The sequence below is a fragment of the Falsiroseomonas sp. CW058 genome, from assembly GCF_050563535.1.
Classification (GTDB): Bacteria; Pseudomonadota; Alphaproteobacteria; order Acetobacterales; family Acetobacteraceae; genus Falsiroseomonas.
The window spans coordinates 18,694-33,364 of sequence record NZ_JBNXUO010000016.1 but is presented as its reverse complement, the minus strand read 5'-3'; the positions used below and the strand labels follow the sequence as shown (position 1 = coordinate 33,364).

At 72.5% G+C, this 14,671-nt stretch carries 16 protein-coding genes; 12 read left to right on the top strand and 4 right to left on the bottom strand.

From position 1 onward, the window contains the following. The first annotated feature begins 83 nt into the window (after nt 1-83). From ACK8OX_RS14130 to ACK8OX_RS14085, 10 genes are all read left to right on the top strand, one after another. Nucleotides 84-1,178 carry a polyamine ABC transporter substrate-binding protein gene (locus ACK8OX_RS14130; RefSeq protein WP_430664792.1) on the top strand — a complete coding sequence of 365 codons (1,095 nt, stop codon included), beginning with the start codon at nt 84-86 and terminating at the stop codon, nt 1,176-1,178. Further along, a complete protein-coding gene (locus ACK8OX_RS14125) occupies nt 1,175-2,296 on the top strand; it encodes an ABC transporter ATP-binding protein (RefSeq protein WP_430664791.1) in 1,122 nt (373 codons plus the stop codon). Before ACK8OX_RS14130 ends, ACK8OX_RS14125 begins: the two co-directional genes overlap by 4 nt. Beyond that, the gene (locus ACK8OX_RS14120; protein WP_430664790.1) at nt 2,293-3,138 is read left to right on the top strand and encodes an ABC transporter permease; all 846 of its coding nucleotides are present in this window, start codon (nt 2,293-2,295) and stop codon (nt 3,136-3,138) included. Before ACK8OX_RS14125 ends, ACK8OX_RS14120 begins: the two co-directional genes overlap by 4 nt. Beyond that, a complete protein-coding gene (locus tag ACK8OX_RS14115) occupies nt 3,135-3,944 on the top strand; it encodes an ABC transporter permease subunit (protein ID WP_430664789.1) in 810 nt (269 codons plus the stop codon). Before ACK8OX_RS14120 ends, ACK8OX_RS14115 begins: the two co-directional genes overlap by 4 nt. Nucleotides 3,945-3,976: 32 nt before the next feature. Beyond that, nucleotides 3,977-4,336 (top strand): hypothetical protein, encoded by a 360-nt coding sequence (locus ACK8OX_RS14110; protein WP_430664788.1) that lies wholly within the window; start codon nt 3,977-3,979, stop codon nt 4,334-4,336. Between the two features lie 98 nt (nt 4,337-4,434). Next, nucleotides 4,435-5,637, top strand: a complete 1,203-nt coding sequence (locus ACK8OX_RS14105) for a pyridoxal phosphate-dependent aminotransferase (RefSeq protein WP_430664787.1) — start codon at nt 4,435-4,437, stop codon at nt 5,635-5,637. Beyond that, a complete protein-coding gene (locus tag ACK8OX_RS14100) occupies nt 5,637-6,068 on the top strand; it encodes an N-acetyltransferase family protein (RefSeq protein ID WP_430664786.1) in 432 nt (143 codons plus the stop codon). The genes ACK8OX_RS14105 and ACK8OX_RS14100 overlap by 1 nt, the downstream gene beginning before the upstream one ends. 58 nt (nt 6,069-6,126) lie before the next feature. Beyond that, nucleotides 6,127-7,329 carry a pyridoxal phosphate-dependent aminotransferase gene (locus ACK8OX_RS14095; RefSeq protein ID WP_430664785.1) on the top strand — a complete coding sequence of 401 codons (1,203 nt, stop codon included), beginning with the start codon at nt 6,127-6,129 and terminating at the stop codon, nt 7,327-7,329. Continuing rightward, nucleotides 7,326-8,327, top strand: a complete 1,002-nt coding sequence (locus ACK8OX_RS14090) for a GNAT family N-acetyltransferase (protein ID WP_430664784.1) — start codon at nt 7,326-7,328, stop codon at nt 8,325-8,327. Before ACK8OX_RS14095 ends, ACK8OX_RS14090 begins: the two co-directional genes overlap by 4 nt. Then, complete coding sequence (locus ACK8OX_RS14085) at nt 8,324-8,830, top strand: DinB family protein (RefSeq protein WP_430664783.1); 507 nt, start codon at nt 8,324-8,326, stop codon at nt 8,828-8,830. The genes ACK8OX_RS14090 and ACK8OX_RS14085 overlap by 4 nt, the downstream gene beginning before the upstream one ends. Nucleotides 8,831-8,845: 15 nt before the next feature. Here the strand turns inward: ACK8OX_RS14085 and ACK8OX_RS14080 are convergent, their stop codons facing one another. Both ACK8OX_RS14080 and ACK8OX_RS14075 read right to left on the bottom strand, forming a co-directional pair. Beyond that, nucleotides 8,846-9,253 carry a PRC-barrel domain-containing protein gene (locus tag ACK8OX_RS14080; protein WP_430664782.1) on the bottom strand — a complete coding sequence of 136 codons (408 nt, stop codon included), beginning with the start codon at nt 9,251-9,253 and terminating at the stop codon, nt 8,846-8,848. A gap of 83 nt (nt 9,254-9,336) precedes the next feature. Continuing rightward, nucleotides 9,337-10,227: an alpha/beta fold hydrolase gene (locus ACK8OX_RS14075; RefSeq protein ID WP_430664780.1), complete on the bottom strand. Its 891-nt coding sequence runs from the start codon at nt 10,225-10,227 to the stop codon at nt 9,337-9,339. 93 nt (nt 10,228-10,320) lie between these two features. Between ACK8OX_RS14075 and ACK8OX_RS14070 the strand changes: the two genes are divergently transcribed. Then, nucleotides 10,321-11,223: an NAD(P)-dependent oxidoreductase gene (locus tag ACK8OX_RS14070; protein WP_430664779.1), complete on the top strand. Its 903-nt coding sequence runs from the start codon at nt 10,321-10,323 to the stop codon at nt 11,221-11,223. A gap of 5 nt (nt 11,224-11,228) precedes the next feature. Then, nucleotides 11,229-12,029 carry an N-acyl homoserine lactonase family protein gene (locus ACK8OX_RS14065; protein WP_430664778.1) on the top strand — a complete coding sequence of 267 codons (801 nt, stop codon included), beginning with the start codon at nt 11,229-11,231 and terminating at the stop codon, nt 12,027-12,029. A 96-nt stretch (nt 12,030-12,125) separates the two neighbouring features. On the opposite strand, the gene ACK8OX_RS14060 is transcribed toward ACK8OX_RS14065, so the two are convergent. Then, entirely contained in the window at nt 12,126-12,455 is a 330-nt protein-coding gene (locus tag ACK8OX_RS14060) for a multidrug DMT transporter permease (protein ID WP_430664777.1), read from the bottom strand. Nucleotides 12,456-12,502: 47 nt separating this feature from the next. Continuing rightward, the gene (gene ligA / locus ACK8OX_RS14055) at nt 12,503-14,641 is read right to left on the bottom strand and encodes an NAD-dependent DNA ligase LigA (protein ID WP_430664776.1); all 2,139 of its coding nucleotides are present in this window, start codon (nt 14,639-14,641) and stop codon (nt 12,503-12,505) included. Nucleotides 14,642-14,671: the final 30 nt, after the last annotated feature.

Genomic DNA, 14,671 nt, shown 5'->3' with positions numbered 1-14,671 from the left:
CGCGCCACCCATGGCCAGCCCCCGGTGCAGCCGCGCCGCCGCATGATAGGTTGCGAACCGACACCCTTCGGGAGATGCCGGGAATGCTGCGTCGCCTCCTCCTGCTCGCCGCCTGCGCCACGCTGCTCGCCGCCATGCCGGCGCGCGCGCAGGAGCGGGTGGTGAACGTCTTCAACTGGAACGACTACATCGACCCCTACATGGTCCAGCGCTTCACGCGGGAGACCGGCATCCGCGTGCGCTACGACGTCTATGACAGCCTGGAGACGCTGGAGGGCCGGCTCTCGGCCGGGCGGTCCGGCTACGACATCGTCGTGCCGACGAGCGAGCCGACCTTCTCCCGCCTCGCCCGCGCCGGCGCGTTCCGCCCGCTCGACCCCGCGCTGCTGCCGAACCTCGCGAATCTCGACCCCGCGCTGCAGCGGCAGGTGGCGGCGAGCGACCCGGGCAACCGCTTCGGCGTGCTCTACCTCTGGGGCACGATCGGGCTCGGCGTGAACCCCGAGCGCATCCGCGCGCTGGCGCCAGACGCGCCGATGGACAGCCTGGCACTGCTGCTGGACCCGCAGCATGCCCGCCGCATCGCGCGCTGCGGCATCACCATGATGGACAGCGCCGCCGACGTCATCCCGACCGTGCTGCGCCATCTCGGCCGCGACCCGAACAGCACGGCGGAAGCCGACCTGCGGGAGGTGGAGCGCGCGCTGATGGCCATCCGCCCCTTCATCCGCAACTTCTCCACCGCCGGCGCCATCGAGGCGCTGGCGGGCGGGCAGTCCTGCCTCGCCTTCGCCTATTCGGGCGACGCCATCCAGGCCGGCGTCCGCGCGCGGGAGGCCGGGCGCGGCGTCACGGTGCAGTACGTGGCGCCGAGGGAGGGTGCGCAGCTCTGGTTCGACCTGCTGGCGATCCCGGCCGACGCGCCGAACCCGGAAGCCTCGCACGCCTTCATCAACTTCCTCCTCCAGCCCGACGTGATGGCCGCCATCACCAACCATGTGCGCTACCCGAACGGCGTGCCGGCCAGCCGCGCGCTGGTGGCGCGCGAGGTGGCCGAGGACCCGGCCGTGTTCCCGCCCGAGGCGGCGCGCGCGGCCTTCTTCACCATCGGCCCCGTGCCGCAGGCGGCGGAGCGCGCGCGCAACCGGGTCTGGTCGCGCTTCAAGGCCGGGCGGTGAGGCCTGGCGCGGCCGCGCCCTGGCGCGACCCCGACGCGGCTCCCTTCCTGCGCATCGAGGGGCTGACCAAGCGGTTCGGCGGCCACGCCGCGCTGGACGGCATCGACCTGTCGATCTGGCGGGGCGAGTTCTTCGCGCTGCTCGGCGGATCGGGCTCGGGCAAGTCCACCCTGCTGCGCTGCCTGGCGGGGCTCGCCACGCCGGATGCCGGGCGCATCCTGCTCGACGGGCAGGACATGACGGGCGTGCCGCCCCATGCGCGGCCGGTGAACATGATGTTCCAGTCCTATGCGCTGTTCCCGCACATGGATGTGGCGCGCAACATCGCCTATGGCCTGGTGCAGGACGGCCTGCCGAAGCCCGCCATCCGCGCGCGCGTCGAGGAGATGCTGGCGCTGGTGCGGATGGAGGGGTTCGGCGCGCGGCGCCCTTCCGATCTGTCGGGCGGGCAGCGCGCCCGCGTGGCGCTGGCGCGCGCGCTGGCGAAGCGCCCGAAGCTGCTGCTGCTGGACGAGCCGCTCTCCGCGCTCGACAAGAACCTGCGGGAGGCGACGCAGTTCGAGTTGATGGGCATCCAGGGCCGCACGGGCACCACCTTCGTCATCGTCACCCATGACCAGGAGGAGGCGATGACCATGGCCACGCGCCTGGCGGTGATGGACCGCGGCGCGCTGGTGCAGGTCGGCACGCCGGCCGAGGTCTACGAATTCCCGAACAGCCGCTTCACCGCCGAATTCCTCGGCACCGCCAACATCCTGGAGGGCGTGGCGGAGCCGGGCGGCATCGCGGTCCCGTCCGAGCCCGGCCTGCGGATCCGCCATGCGGGCGCGGCGCCGCAGCCGCCGGGCGCGCGCGTCGCGGTCGCGCTGCGGCCGGAGCGGATGCGGATCGCGCCCGCGCCGCAGGACGCGACGCACGGGGAGAACCGGGTCGCCGGCCGCGTGCGGGACATCGCCTATCTCGGCGACGTCTTCATCGTACATGTCCTGACGCCGGGCGGGGCGGAGCTGCGAGTCAGCCTGCACGGCGCCACCCGCAGCACCGAACGGCCGGTGGACTGGGACGACAGCGTGCTGCTGACCTGGGACGCCGCCGCCACCATGGTCCTGCCCGCGTGACGCCGCGCCGACGCCTGCTGGTGCTGGCCCTGCCACTGGCCTGGATGGCGGTGTTCTTCCTCGCACCCTTCGCCATCGTGCTGTCCATCTCGGTGGCGGAAGTGGCAGAGGGCCTGCCCCCCTATGCCTGGCCGGAAGCCGGGGCGAGCGGCGCGAATTTCCGCCTGCTGGCGGAGGACCCCTTCTACCTCGGCGCCTACCTGCGCAGCCTGCGCGTCGCGGCCGTCTCCTCGCTGCTGTGCCTCGGCCTCGGCTACCCCATGGCGCTGGCCATCGCCCGCGCGCCGGAGCGGTGGCGGCCGGCGCTGCTGGTGCTGGTGATCCTGCCCTTCTGGACCTCCTTCCTGCTGCGGATCACCGCCTGGATCGGCATTCTTCAGGACCAGGGATGGCTGAACGGGATGCTGCTCGCGCTCGGCCTGGTGGAGGAGCCGCTGCAACTGCTCTACACCGACCTCGCGATGTATCTCGGCATCACCTACTGCTACCTGCCCTTCATGGTCCTGCCGCTCTACGCCACGCTCGCGAAGCAGGACCCGGCGCTGCTGGAGGCGGCGTCCGACCTCGGCGCGCCCCCCTGGCGCGCCTTCCTGACGGTGACGCTGCCGCTGTCCCTGCCGGGGATCGTGGCAGGCGTGCTGCTGGTCTTCATCCCGGCGGTGGGCGAATTCGTGATCCCCGAGTTGCTGGGCGGGCCGGGGGCACAACTCATCGGCCGGGTGCTGTGGACCGAGTTCTTCCAGAACCGGGACTGGCCGCTGGCCTCCACGCTCGCGGTCGTGCTGCTGGTGGCGCTGGTGGTGCCGATCGCGCTGTTCCAGTGGAAGGCGCCGCGCGCATGACCGCGCCCCGGCGCCTGCTCGTGCCGCTCGGCCTCGGCTTCGCCTTCCTCTACCTGCCCATCCTGCTGATGGCGCTGTTCAGCTTCAACGACAGCCGGATGGTCACGTCCTTCACCGGCTTCTCCACGCGCTGGTACGCCGCGCTGTGGCAGAATGCGCCGCTGCGGGAGGCGCTGTTCCTGTCGCTGCGGATCGCCGCCGTCTCCGCCACGGCCGCGACGGTGATCGGCACGCTGGCGGGCTTCGCCCTGGCCCGCTGGCGCCGCTTCCGCGGCCGAGCCGGATTTGCCGCAGTGATGGCCGCGCCGCTGGTGATGCCGGAGGTGATCACCGGCCTGTCGCTGCTGCTGCTGTTCGTCGCGCTCGAATCCGCCATCGGCGTCCCGGCCGGGCGCGGCGCGGGCACGGTCGCCATCGCGCATGCCACCTTCGGCGCCGCCTATGTGGCGGTCGTCGTGCAGTCCCGCCTGGCCGATTTTGACATGAGCCTGGAGGAGGCGGCGATGGATCTCGGCGCCCGGCCCTGGACGGTGTTCCGCACCATCACCCTGCCGCTGATCGCGCCCGGGGTCGCGGCGGGCTGGCTGCTGGCCTTCACCCTCTCGCTCGACGACTTGGTGGTGGCGAGCTTCGTCTCCGGCCCGGGCGCGACGACGCTGCCGATGTTTGTCTTCTCCGCCGTCCGGCTCGGCCTTTCGCCGGAACTCTACGCGCTGGCGACGCTGCTGGTGCTGCTGGTGGGGGCGGGGCTGCTGGCCGCGCTGTGGCTGGTCTTCCGCGCGCGGGCGCGTCGCGCACCGCCATGATTCCGGCACGACCGCGTGCCATGGTGCCCATCATGCGCCGCCTGATCCCCCTTCTCCTGACCGTCCTGCTGGCCGGCTGCGCCGAGCGGTGGTCCCGCCCCGGCGCGACCGAGGCGGAGGGCGATGCGGCCAACGCCGCCTGCGGGAACGAGGCGGCGCTGGCCGTGCCGCCGCATTACGTCTGGCAGATGGTCGAAGGCCCGCGGGTGGAACGCGACCGGCATTGCTGGCGCGACGGCGGGCGGGAGCATTGCCGGGTGGTGGAACGCTGGCGCCCTGCCCGCCACGCCCAGGTGGACGTGAACGAGGGGGCCCGCCAGGCCTGGCGCCGCCAATGCATGGCCGCCCAGGGCTTCACCTTCCAGGGCTACCGCCCCCTGCGGTTCGAGTGATCCGGCCGGTGGACGGGGCGCGCCGCCGGCGCTAGGAAAACGCCCGGCCGCGCCCGGGACGCATCCTGCCCCCGGGGCGGCAGGGAACGCCACGCGCCATGAACCTGATCGCCGACCGCCTCGACCGCATCTCGCCCTCGCTGACCATCGCCATGACGGCGAAGGCGCGCGCGCTGAAGGCGGAGGGGCGGGACGTGATCTCGCTCGCCGCGGGCGAGCCCGACTTCGACACCCCCCGCAACGTCAAGGACGCCGCCATCGCGGCGATCGAGCGGGGCGAGACGCGCTACACCGACGTCGCCGGCACCCTCGCGCTGCGGAAGGCGGTCTGCGAGAAGTTCAGGCGCGACAACGACGTCGAGTACAAGCCGGAGGAGATCCTGGTCGCCACCGGCGGCAAGCAGGTGATCTTCGACGCGCTGGTCGCCACCATCAACCCGGGCGACGAGGCCATCATCCCCGCCCCCTGCTGGGTCAGCTACCCCGACATCGTCTCGCTCGCCGAGGGCAAGCCGGTGATCGTGCCCTGCGGCCCGAACCAGGGCTTCCGCATGACGCCGGAGCAGCTGGAGGCGGCGATCACGCCCCGCACCAAGTGGCTCATCCTCAACAACCCCAGCAACCCGACCGGCGCCGCCTACAGCGCGGCGGAGCTGAAGGCCCTGGCCGAGGTGCTGCTGCGCCACCCCGATGTCTGGATCTTCTCCGACGACATCTATGAGAAGCTGGTCTACGGCGACACGAAGTTCGCCACCCTCGCCGGGGTCGAGCCGCGGCTGAAGGACCGCACCGTCACCATGAACGGCTGCTCCAAGGCCTATGCGATGACCGGCTGGCGCATCGGCTTCGCGGGCGCGCCGGTGAAGCTGATCAAGGCGATGGACAAGCTGCAGAGCCAGTCCACCTCCAACACCTCCTCCATCAGCCAGGCCGCGGCGATCGAGGCGCTGTGCGGCCAGCAGGACAGCGTGGAGGAGATGCGGAAGGTCTACCAGCGCCGGCGCGACCTGGTGGTGGGCATGCTGAACCGGGCCGAGGGCGTGCGCTGCCCGACGCCGGAAGGCGCCTTCTACGTCTTCCCCGACATCCGCGGCTGCCTCGGCAAGACCAGCGCGACGGGGCGGAGGATCGAGACGGACGAGGATTTCTGCCTCGCCCTGCTAGAGGAACAGGGGGTGGCCACGGTGCACGGCGCGGCCTTCATGTTCCCCGGCCATTTCCGCATCAGCTACGCCACCGACGACGCGTCGCTGACCGATGCCTGCACGCGCATCCAGAAGTTCTGCGCGGGGCTGAAGTAGTGCCCATCCGCTTCCGTCCCGCGGCGGAGGCGGATTTCGAGCACCTGCTCGACCTCTCGATCCGCACGATGCGCGCGCATCTGGAGCGGATCGGGCGGTTCGATCCCGAACGCCGGCGCGCCCGGATGCGCCAGCACCTCGACGCCGGCAGCCTCATGGTGATCGAGCGGGATGGCGCGGCCATCGGCTGCCTCGGCCTCTACCCCCGCGGTGCGGCGATGGAACTGCACAGCGTTTTCCTGGAGCCCCGGGTGCAGGGCAGGGGTCTCGGCGCCGAGGTCTTCGCGGCGCTCCGTGCCCGCCACCCCGGCCGGGGCTGGTGGATCGAGGTGCTGAAGGCAAGCCCCGCCCGCCGGTTCTGGGAACGCCAGGGCTTCGTCCTCACCGGGGAAGCCCCCTTCGACTGGATCATGGAGCGCCCCGCGGATTGAGCGTGCGGCGCGCGCGGATTAGGGTGGCGCGGCACATCCCAGGGAACCCGCCGTCATCATGCCCGCCCTTGCGAACCGCCTGAAGGACATCGAACTCGCGGCCTCCGCCGTCATGACCGCGAAGGCGCGCGAACTCGCGGCGAAGGGCGTGAAGGTCATCAGCCTCGCGGTCGGCGAGCCGGACTTCGACACCCCCGCCCATGCGGTCGAGGCGGCGCACCAGGCGGCGCTGTCGGGGGACACGAAATACCCGCCGCAGGACGGCACCCGCGCGCTGAAGCAGGCGATCCAGCGCAAGTTCAAGCGCGACAACAACCTGGACTACGCGCTCGACGAGATCATGGTCTCGAACGGCGGCAAGCAGGTCATCATGAACGCCCTGCTCGGCACCTGCGACCCGGGCGACGAGGTGCTGATCCCCGCCCCCTACTGGATCAGCTACGCGGAGATGGCGAAGCTCGCCACCGCGAAGCCGGTCACGGTGAACTGCCCGCAGAACAACGGCTTCAAGCTGCGCCCCGAGGACCTGGACGCGGCGATCACGCCGAAGACCAAGTGGCTGATCCTGAATTTTCCGAACAACCCGACCGGCGCCGCCTGTTCCCGCGCCGAGATGAAGGCGCTGGCCGAGGTTCTGCTGAAGCACCCGCATGTCTGGGTGATGACCGACGACATGTACGAGCACCTCGTCTATGACGGGTTCGAGTTCTGCACGATCGCCGAGGTCGAGCCGCGGCTGAAGGACCGCGTGCTGACGGTCAACGGCGTGTCCAAGACCTATGCGATGACCGGCTGGCGCGTCGGCTTCTGCGGCGGGCCGAAGCCGCTGATCGCGGCGATGGTGAACATGCAGAGCCAGATCAGCAGCGGCATCAGCACGGTCGGCCAGGCCGCCGCGGTCGCCGCGCTCGACGGCCCGCAGGACCTGGTGGCCGAACGCGCGGCCATCTACCGCCAGCGCCGCGACATGGTGGTCGAGATGCTGAACCAGGCCCCCGGCATCGCCTGCCACAAGCCCGAAGGCGCCTTCTACGTCTTCCCGAACGTCGCCGGCTGCCTCGGCAAGACGACGAAGGGCGGGCGGAAGATCGCCACCGACACCGACTTCGCCCTCGCCCTGCTCGAGGAACACCACGTCGCCCTGGTGCAGGGCGCGGCCTATGGCATGAGCCCCTACATCCGCATCTCCTACGCGACCGACACGGACAGTCTGCGCGAGGCCTGCGGCCGCATCCAGGAGTTCTGCCGCGGGCTTTCGTGACGCCGCCCATCCGCCCGGGCCGGGACGAGGACGCGGAGGGCTTCATCGCCCTCATCGGCGCCTGCTGGTCCGAATACCCGGGCTGCGTGCTCGACGTGGATGGCGAGGTGCCGGAACTCCGCGCCCTCGCCACCCATTTCCGCGCGGCCGGCGGCGCGCTCTGGGCAGCGGGGGAAGGGGGCCGCGTGGTCGGCATGGCCGCGACGCGCCCGATGCACCAGGACCGCGCCTGGGAGGTCTGCAAGGTCTATGTCGCGAAGGAAGCGCGCGGCAGCGGGCTGGCCCATGCCCTGCTCGGCGCGGTGGAAGGCCATGCCCGCGCCGCCGGGGCCGAACGCCTCGTGCTCTGGACCGACACGCGCTTCGACGCCGCGCATCGCTTCTACGAGAAGCGCGGCTTCGTGCGGCAGGGCTCGATCCGCATCCTCGACGACCTCTCGAACAGCCTGGAATTCCGCTACGCCAAGCCGCTGGCCGGGCTGCAGGTGGAGGCGCTGGACGCCGCGGCGGCCGCCAGCGCGGAACGGCAGCTGACCCGGCTGCTGGTGGACTGCGTCGCCGACGGCGGCGGCCCCGCCTGGCTGCCGCCGCTGGCGCCTGCCGTCGCGCAGGACCACTGGCGCGGCATCTCCTCCGGGGTCGCGCTCGGCAAGGCCGTGCTGCTGGTGGCCTGGCTGGAGGGCGAGGTGGCGGGTGCCGTCCACCTTCGTCTCGACCTGCCGGAGAACCGGCCGCATGTCGCGGAACTGCGGACGCTGATGGTTGCGCCCCCCGCGCGCCGCCGCGGCGTCGGCCGCGCGCTGATGCGCCGCGCCGAACAGGCCGCGCGCGGGATGGGGCGCCGCATCCTGGTGCTGGACGCCCGCGCTGGCGGCGCGGCGGAGGCGCTGGTCCGCGCCGCCGGCTGGACCGCGCTCGGCACCATTCCAGGCTTCGAACTGGGCGCGGACCACGCGCCGCACGACACGGCATTCTTCTGGAAGGCGCTCGTCCCATGATCACGCCGGACTGGTGCCGCATGATGGCGGCCTACAATGCCGAGATGAACCGCAGGCTCTACGCCGCGGCGGATGCGCTGACCGATGCGCAGCGCAGGCAGGATCGCGGCGCCTTCTTCGGCTCCATCCACGGCACCCTGTCCCACCTGCTCTGGGGCGACACGACCTGGATGGGCCGCTTCGCGGGCTGGGACGCGCCGCGCGTCGGCATCAAGGACAGCCCAGCCCTGCACCCGGACTGGGACCGGCTGAAGGCCGGCCGCGCCGAAGCCGATGCCGGCATCGAGTCCTGGGCCGCGCGGATCGACCCCGCCTGGCTCGGCGGCACGCTCACCTGGTTCAGCGGCGCGATGGGGCGGGAGGTGACGCGGCCGGTGGCGGTGCTGGTGACGCATTTCTTCAACCACCAGACCCATCACCGCGGCCAGGCGCATGCCCTGGTCACCGCCTTCGGCGGGCGGACCGGCGACACCGACCTGCCCTTCATCCTGCCCTTCGACTGATCCCGGGCGGCGCCGTCAGCGCCGCTCGAAGCGGGGCAGTTCGCGCAGCTGCTCACGCGTCATGCCCACCGTCACGCGGCGGTCGCCTTCCATCCGCACGCTCTCCAGCGGCAGCGCCACCTCGCGCTCGCCGATGCCGAGCGTGCCGGCCACCTCGATCACGATGGCGACGATCCGGCCCGAGGCGGGGTCGAGCACCAAGTCCTCCACCTCGCCGATCCGGGTGCCGTCGCTGCCATGGACGTCGAGGTCCATCAGCCGCCCGGCCGTCATCTGCCCCGCCGTCAGCGAGGTGATCGGGCCGCCGCCGGCGGTGCCGGGGATGGCGGTGGTCGCGCCCGTGGCCGGCGCCGGCGCCTGCGCCAGGGCGGGAAGGGCGAGGACGCTGCCCAATGCGAAGGCGGCGGCGGTCAGGCGGATCATGCGGGCATCTCCATCATGCGCCGGGATCCGGTCCGGTCCGGCGCGGATGCAACGCCCCGCCGCGGGGCGCGGTTCGGCGCCCGTCAGCCCGCCCGGCCGAGGAACCCGTCCAGCGCGGCCAGCACCTCCTCCGGCGCCTCCTCCGCCAGGTAGTGGCCGGAATTCACCGCCGCGGCGGTGACCGGACCATCCGCGTAGCTGCGCCACACCGCCGGCACGTCGTACCAGCCCCCGACCTTCCCCTTGGCGCCCCACAGCGCCAGCAGCGGGCAGCGCAGCCTGTCGCCGGCCGCGCGGCTCGCGCGGTCATGCACCAGGTCGATGGTGGCAGCGGCGCGATAGTCCTCGCAGATGCCCTCCACCGTGCCGGTCTCCCGCAGGGCGGCGAGGTAGTCGGCGCGCGCCTCGGGGTGGAAGAAGCCCCTGTCCTTCGGCTCGCGCGAGGTCTGCAGGTCGAACCAGTCCTCCACGTCGCGCAGGATCATGCGTTCGGGCTTCGGGTGCGGCTGGGCCAGGAAGAACCAGTGATAGTAGCCCATGGCGAAGTCCATGTCGGCCTGCTCGAAGTGGTGCAGCGTCGGCACGATGTCCATGACGCAGAGCCGCTCCACCGCCCCCGGCGCGTCCAGCGCCAGCCGGTGCGCGACGCGCGCGCCGCGGTCATGCGCCACGACCCCGAAGCGGTCGTGGCCGAGCCCGCGCATCAGCGCCAGCATGTCCGCCGCCATCGCGCGCTTCGCATGGGGCGCGTGGTCCGGCGTGACCGGACGCCTTGCCGAGAAGCCGTAGCCCGTGATGTCCGGGCAGACCACGGTGAAGCGTCGCGCCAGCGCCGGCGCTACCCGGTGCCACATCGCATGGGTCTGCGGGTTCCCGTGCAGCAGCAGCAGGGGCGGCCCCTCGCCCCCGCGGCGCAGACGGAAGCGCCCGCCATTCGCCTCGTGGTGCTCCAGCGCGAATCCCTCGAACAACACCGGCCGTTCCTCCCGCCTGACGGCGCAGCGTTGACCCGGCGCGGCCCTGCGGTCCAGCCTTGCGCGGCCAATCAGGCGGGGACGGACGGACGGATGGCGGCGATCGCGCGCGTGGGCTTCATCGGCATCGGCAGCATGGGCTGGCCCATGGCCATCCGGCTGGTGGAGGCCGGCTTCCAGCTGGCCGTGCACGATGCCGCGCCCGGCCGTGCCGAGGATTTCGCCCGCCGCCACGGCGGCACCGCCGCCGCCTCCGCCGCCGCCTGCGCGGAAGGCGCGGACGCCGTCATCACCATGCTGCCCGCCAGCCGGCAGGTGGCGGAGGTGGTGCGCGGCATCGCCGGCAGCCTCGCGGCCGGCACGGTCCTGGTCGAGATGTCGTCCGGCGAGCCGTCGGTCACGCGCGCGCTGTCCGCCGAACTCGCGCTGCGCGGCGTGACTGTGGTGGATGCGCCCGTCTCCGGCGGCGTGGCGCGGGCCGAGACGGGGACGCTGGCGATCATGACCGGCGGCGACGCGGTGCCGCTGGAACGCGTGGACCCGCTGCTGCACGCCATGGGCGGCAGCGTCACGCGCTGCGGCGATGTCGGGGCGGGGCAGGCGATGAAGGCGCTGAACAACCTGGTCAGCGCCGCCGGCTTCCTCGCGAGCGTGGAGGCGCTGCTGATCGGGTCCCGCTTCGGGCTCGACCCGGAGGTGATGGTGGATGTGCTGAACGCCTCCTCCGGCATGAACAACAGCACGCAGCGCAAGCTGAAGCAGTTCGTGCTGAACCGGAAGTTCAATTCCGGCTTCGGGCTCGACCTGATGGTGAAGGACCTGTCCATCGCCATGCAGATCGGGCGGGAGACGGAGACGCCCGCGCCGCTCGGCGCGCAGACGCGCGAACTCTGGGCGGCGGCGGCGAAGCTGCTCGGCCCCGGCCAGGACCACACCGCCGCCGCCCGCTTCGCCGAGATGCTGGCGGCGGGCGAGATCGGCGCGGGGCAGGGGTGAGCGGCATGTGGCAGGTCCTCGCCCTTCGCTACGCGCATCACGACCGCGCGGCGGGGGCCAACTTCCTGATGCCCGTCGCCGACGCGCACGAGGCGATGCCGATGGACTACTTCGTCTGGCTGTTGCGCGGGCCGGGGGGGCGGGAGATCCTGGTGGACACCGGCTTCGACGCGGCCACCGCGGCGCGGCGCGGCCGCACCATCCTCCGCCCCGTCTCGGATTGCCTGCGCGCCGTCGGCACGGCGCCGGAGGCGATCCGCGACGTGGTGGTGACGCATCTGCACTACGACCACGCGGGCAACCTGGGCCTGTTCCCCAACGCCGCCTTCCACGTCCAGGACCGGGAGATGGCCTTCGCCACGGGGCGGCACATGTGCAGCCACTGCCTGCGCCACCCCTTCGAGGCGGAGGACGTGGTGGCGCTGGTCCGCGCGCTCTACGCCGACCGCGTGCGCTTCCACGACGGGGAAGGGGAGGTCGCGCCCGGCGTCACGCTGCACCGCGTCGGCGGCCATTCGGACGGGCTGCAGATGGTGCGGGTCGCCACCGCGCGCGGCCCGCTGGTGATCGCGGGGGATGCCAGCCACTACTACGCCAACATGGCGCGGGAGAACCCGTTCCCGATCGTCTTCGACCTCGGCGCCATGGTGCAGGGCTGGCGCCGCGCGCGCGCGCTGGCCGGCGGCGACGAAAGCCTGGTCATCCCCGGCCACGACCCGCTGGTGCGCAGCCGCTTCCCCGCGCTGGACGGCAGCGGGGGAGAGGTGCTGCGCCTCGATCTGCCGCCCGGACCCGCATCGGCCTGACTGGATCCCGCCGATGCGGGTCCGGCCCTCGTCCACGCCAGCGATTCACGGCCCGGCGTGCCCACCTCCGGTGCGCACACCCGGGCCGATCGCAGGCTATCCCCGCGTGAAGGCGTAGCCCGCGAGGCCGAGCCCCACCACGGCGAACAGCATCGACAGCCCCGGCCAGGTCGGCTTCGGCCCGCGATGGCCGAAATACCAGTTCAGCGCGAAGGAACCGAGCAGCGCGGCCAGCCCATCCGCCCAGTCCCGTTCGTAGAACAGCTTCACCACCAGCGCCCCCCAGACGACCAGCGCCGCGAAGGACAGCCCGCGCCAGGCGAGGTCCGCCGCCGGGCTCGCCGGCCGCATCGCGGGATCGGCGGAGCGCGTGTGGATGTAGGCCGCGACCGACAGCAGCAGCGCGGCGATGAGGGAGGCATGCATGGCGCGCCGAGATAGGGCGCGCGGGCCGGCCGGCGCAAGGCCGCCCGTCAGCCCAGCCCCGCCATCTCCCTCCATTCCGCTTCGGTCAGCACCCGCACGCCAAGCTCCGCGGCCTTCGCCGCCTTGCTGCCGGCATCGGCGCCGACCACGACGAAGTCCGTCTTCCGCGAGACGCTCTTCGTCACCTTCGCGCCCAGCCGTTCGGCCTGCGCCTCCGCCTCGTCGCGGCTCATCGTGCCGAGCGTGCCGGTGAACACCAGCGTCCGGCCCGCGAAGGGGCTGTCCGCCGCCGCCGCGATCTCGGCATCCTGGGGCGTCACCTCCCGCGCCAGGTCGTCGAGCGCGGCGCGGTTGTGCGGCTCGGCGAAGAACTCGGCGAGTTCGGTGGCGATGGCGGGGCCGATGCCCTGGATCGAGCCCAGCTCCTCCCGCGCCTCGCTGCCGATGGTGGTGGCGGCGACCATCCTCTGCCGCCATTCCGCGAAGGAATGGTAGTGCCGCGCCAGCAGCTTCGCATTCGCCTCGCCGATGCGGCGGATGCCGAGGGCGAAGATGAAGCGTTCCAGCGGCACCTGGCGCCGCGCCTCGATGGCGGCCAGCAGGTTGGCGATCTTCTTCGCCCCCCAGCCCTCCCAGCCGCGCATCTCGGCCTCGTGCCGCGCCAGGCGGAAGATGTCGGCGGGGCCCCTGACCAGGCCGGCGTCGAACAGGGCCTGGATGTTCTCGACGCCCAGCCCCTCGATGTCCATCGCGTTGCGGCGGGTGAAGTGGATCAGGCGTTCCACCGTCTGCGCCGCGCAGGTCAGGCCGCCGGTGCAGCGGCGCACCACCTCGCCTTCCGGCCGCACCGCGTGGCTGCCGCAGACCGGGCAGCGGTCGGGGAAGGCGAAGGGCTGCGCGCCCTCCGGCCGCCGCTCCGGCACGATGCCGAGGATCTGCGGGATGACGTCGCCCGCGCGCTGGAGGATGACTGTGTCGCCGATCCGCACGTCCTTCCGCGCGATCTCGTCCTCGTTGTGCAGGCTGGCATGGGTCACCATCACGCCGCCGACGCCGACCGGCCGCATCACCGCGCGCGGCGTCAGCGCGCCGGTGCGGCCGACCTGGATCTCGATGTCGAGCAGGGTGGTCGTCGCCTGCTCCGCCGGGAATTTCCAGGCGATGGCCCAGCGCGGCGCCCGCCCGACGAAGCCGAGCCGCCGCTGCCAGTCCAGCCGGTCCAGCTTGTAGACGACGCCGTCGATGTCATAGGCGAGGTCGGCGCGCGTTTCCGCCATGCGCCGCTGGAAGGCCAGCGCCGCCTCCTCGCCCTCCAGCAGGGCGGAGAGCGGGTTGACCGCGAAGCCCCATCCCCGCAGCCGCTCCAGCCAGGTCCAGTGGGTTTCCGCGGGCTGCTCGCTCGCCTCGCCCATCGCATAGGCGAAGAGCTTGAGCGGGCGCCGCGCCGTGATCCCGGGGTCCAGCTGCCGCAGCGACCCGGCGGCGAAGTTGCGCGGGTTGACGGGAATGGTGATGGCAGGCCCAACCTTCTCGCCCCGCGCGCGCCGCTCCTCGCGCTCGGCCGCCGCCGCCTGCTGCTGCGCGCGGAAGGCGAGGAAATCGGCCTTGTCGCAGAACACCTCGCCACGGATCTCGATCCGGGCGGGGAAGGGGGCGGGCAGGTGCTTCGGCAGGTCCTGCAGCGTCAGCAGGTTGCGCGTCACATCCTCGCCCACCGCGCCGTCGCCGCGCGTCGCGCCGCGGACGAAGCGGCCATCCTCGTAGGTCAGGTTGACCGAAAGGCCGTCGATCTTCGGCTCGCCCACGAAGGCCAGCGCCTCCTCCGGCGCCAGCTTCAGGAAGCGGCGGATGGAGGCGAGGAACTCGCGGAAGTCGTCGTCCCCGAAGCCGTTGTCGAGGCTGAGCATCGGCACGCCGTGGCGCAGCTTCGCGAAGCCTTCCGCCGCCGCCGCGCCGACGCGGCGCGTGGGACTGTCCTCGCGCAGCAGCGCGGGGAAGCGCGCCTCGATCGCGCGGTTGCGGCGCACCAGCGCGTCGTACTCGGCGTCGCTGATCTCCGGCGCGTCCTGGCGGTGATACGCCTCGTCGTGATGCGCGATCTCGGCCGCGAGGGCGGCGAGTTCCCGGCCTGCCTCCTCCTCGGTCAGCACCTCGACCTTGCGGGTGCGGAGCGCGGGGTCCGTCATGCCGGCCGCCTCCTGCCGCGCCGTCCGGCA

What these genes read in the sequence shown, in the direction of transcription:
- ACK8OX_RS14130 (WP_430664792.1), top strand. Translation starts at nt 84, where the DNA reads ATGCTGCGTCGCCTCCTCCTGCTCGCCGCCTGCGCCACGCTGCTCGCC.
- ACK8OX_RS14105 (WP_430664787.1), top strand. Translation starts at nt 4,435, where the DNA reads ATGAACCTGATCGCCGACCGCCTCGACCGCATCTCGCCCTCGCTGACC.
- ACK8OX_RS14070 (WP_430664779.1), top strand. Translation starts at nt 10,321, where the DNA reads ATGGCGGCGATCGCGCGCGTGGGCTTCATCGGCATCGGCAGCATGGGC.
- ACK8OX_RS14065 (WP_430664778.1), top strand. Translation starts at nt 11,229, where the DNA reads ATGTGGCAGGTCCTCGCCCTTCGCTACGCGCATCACGACCGCGCGGCG.
- ligA (WP_430664776.1), bottom strand. Translation starts at nt 14,641, where the DNA reads ATGACGGACCCCGCGCTCCGCACCCGCAAGGTCGAGGTGCTGACCGAG.
- ACK8OX_RS14110 (WP_430664788.1), top strand. Translation starts at nt 3,977, where the DNA reads ATGCGCCGCCTGATCCCCCTTCTCCTGACCGTCCTGCTGGCCGGCTGC.
- ACK8OX_RS14115 (WP_430664789.1), top strand. Translation starts at nt 3,135, where the DNA reads ATGACCGCGCCCCGGCGCCTGCTCGTGCCGCTCGGCCTCGGCTTCGCC.
- ACK8OX_RS14080 (WP_430664782.1), bottom strand. Translation starts at nt 9,253, where the DNA reads ATGATCCGCCTGACCGCCGCCGCCTTCGCATTGGGCAGCGTCCTCGCC.
- ACK8OX_RS14085 (WP_430664783.1), top strand. Translation starts at nt 8,324, where the DNA reads ATGATCACGCCGGACTGGTGCCGCATGATGGCGGCCTACAATGCCGAG.
- ACK8OX_RS14095 (WP_430664785.1), top strand. Translation starts at nt 6,127, where the DNA reads ATGCCCGCCCTTGCGAACCGCCTGAAGGACATCGAACTCGCGGCCTCC.
- ACK8OX_RS14060 (WP_430664777.1), bottom strand. Translation starts at nt 12,455, where the DNA reads ATGCATGCCTCCCTCATCGCCGCGCTGCTGCTGTCGGTCGCGGCCTAC.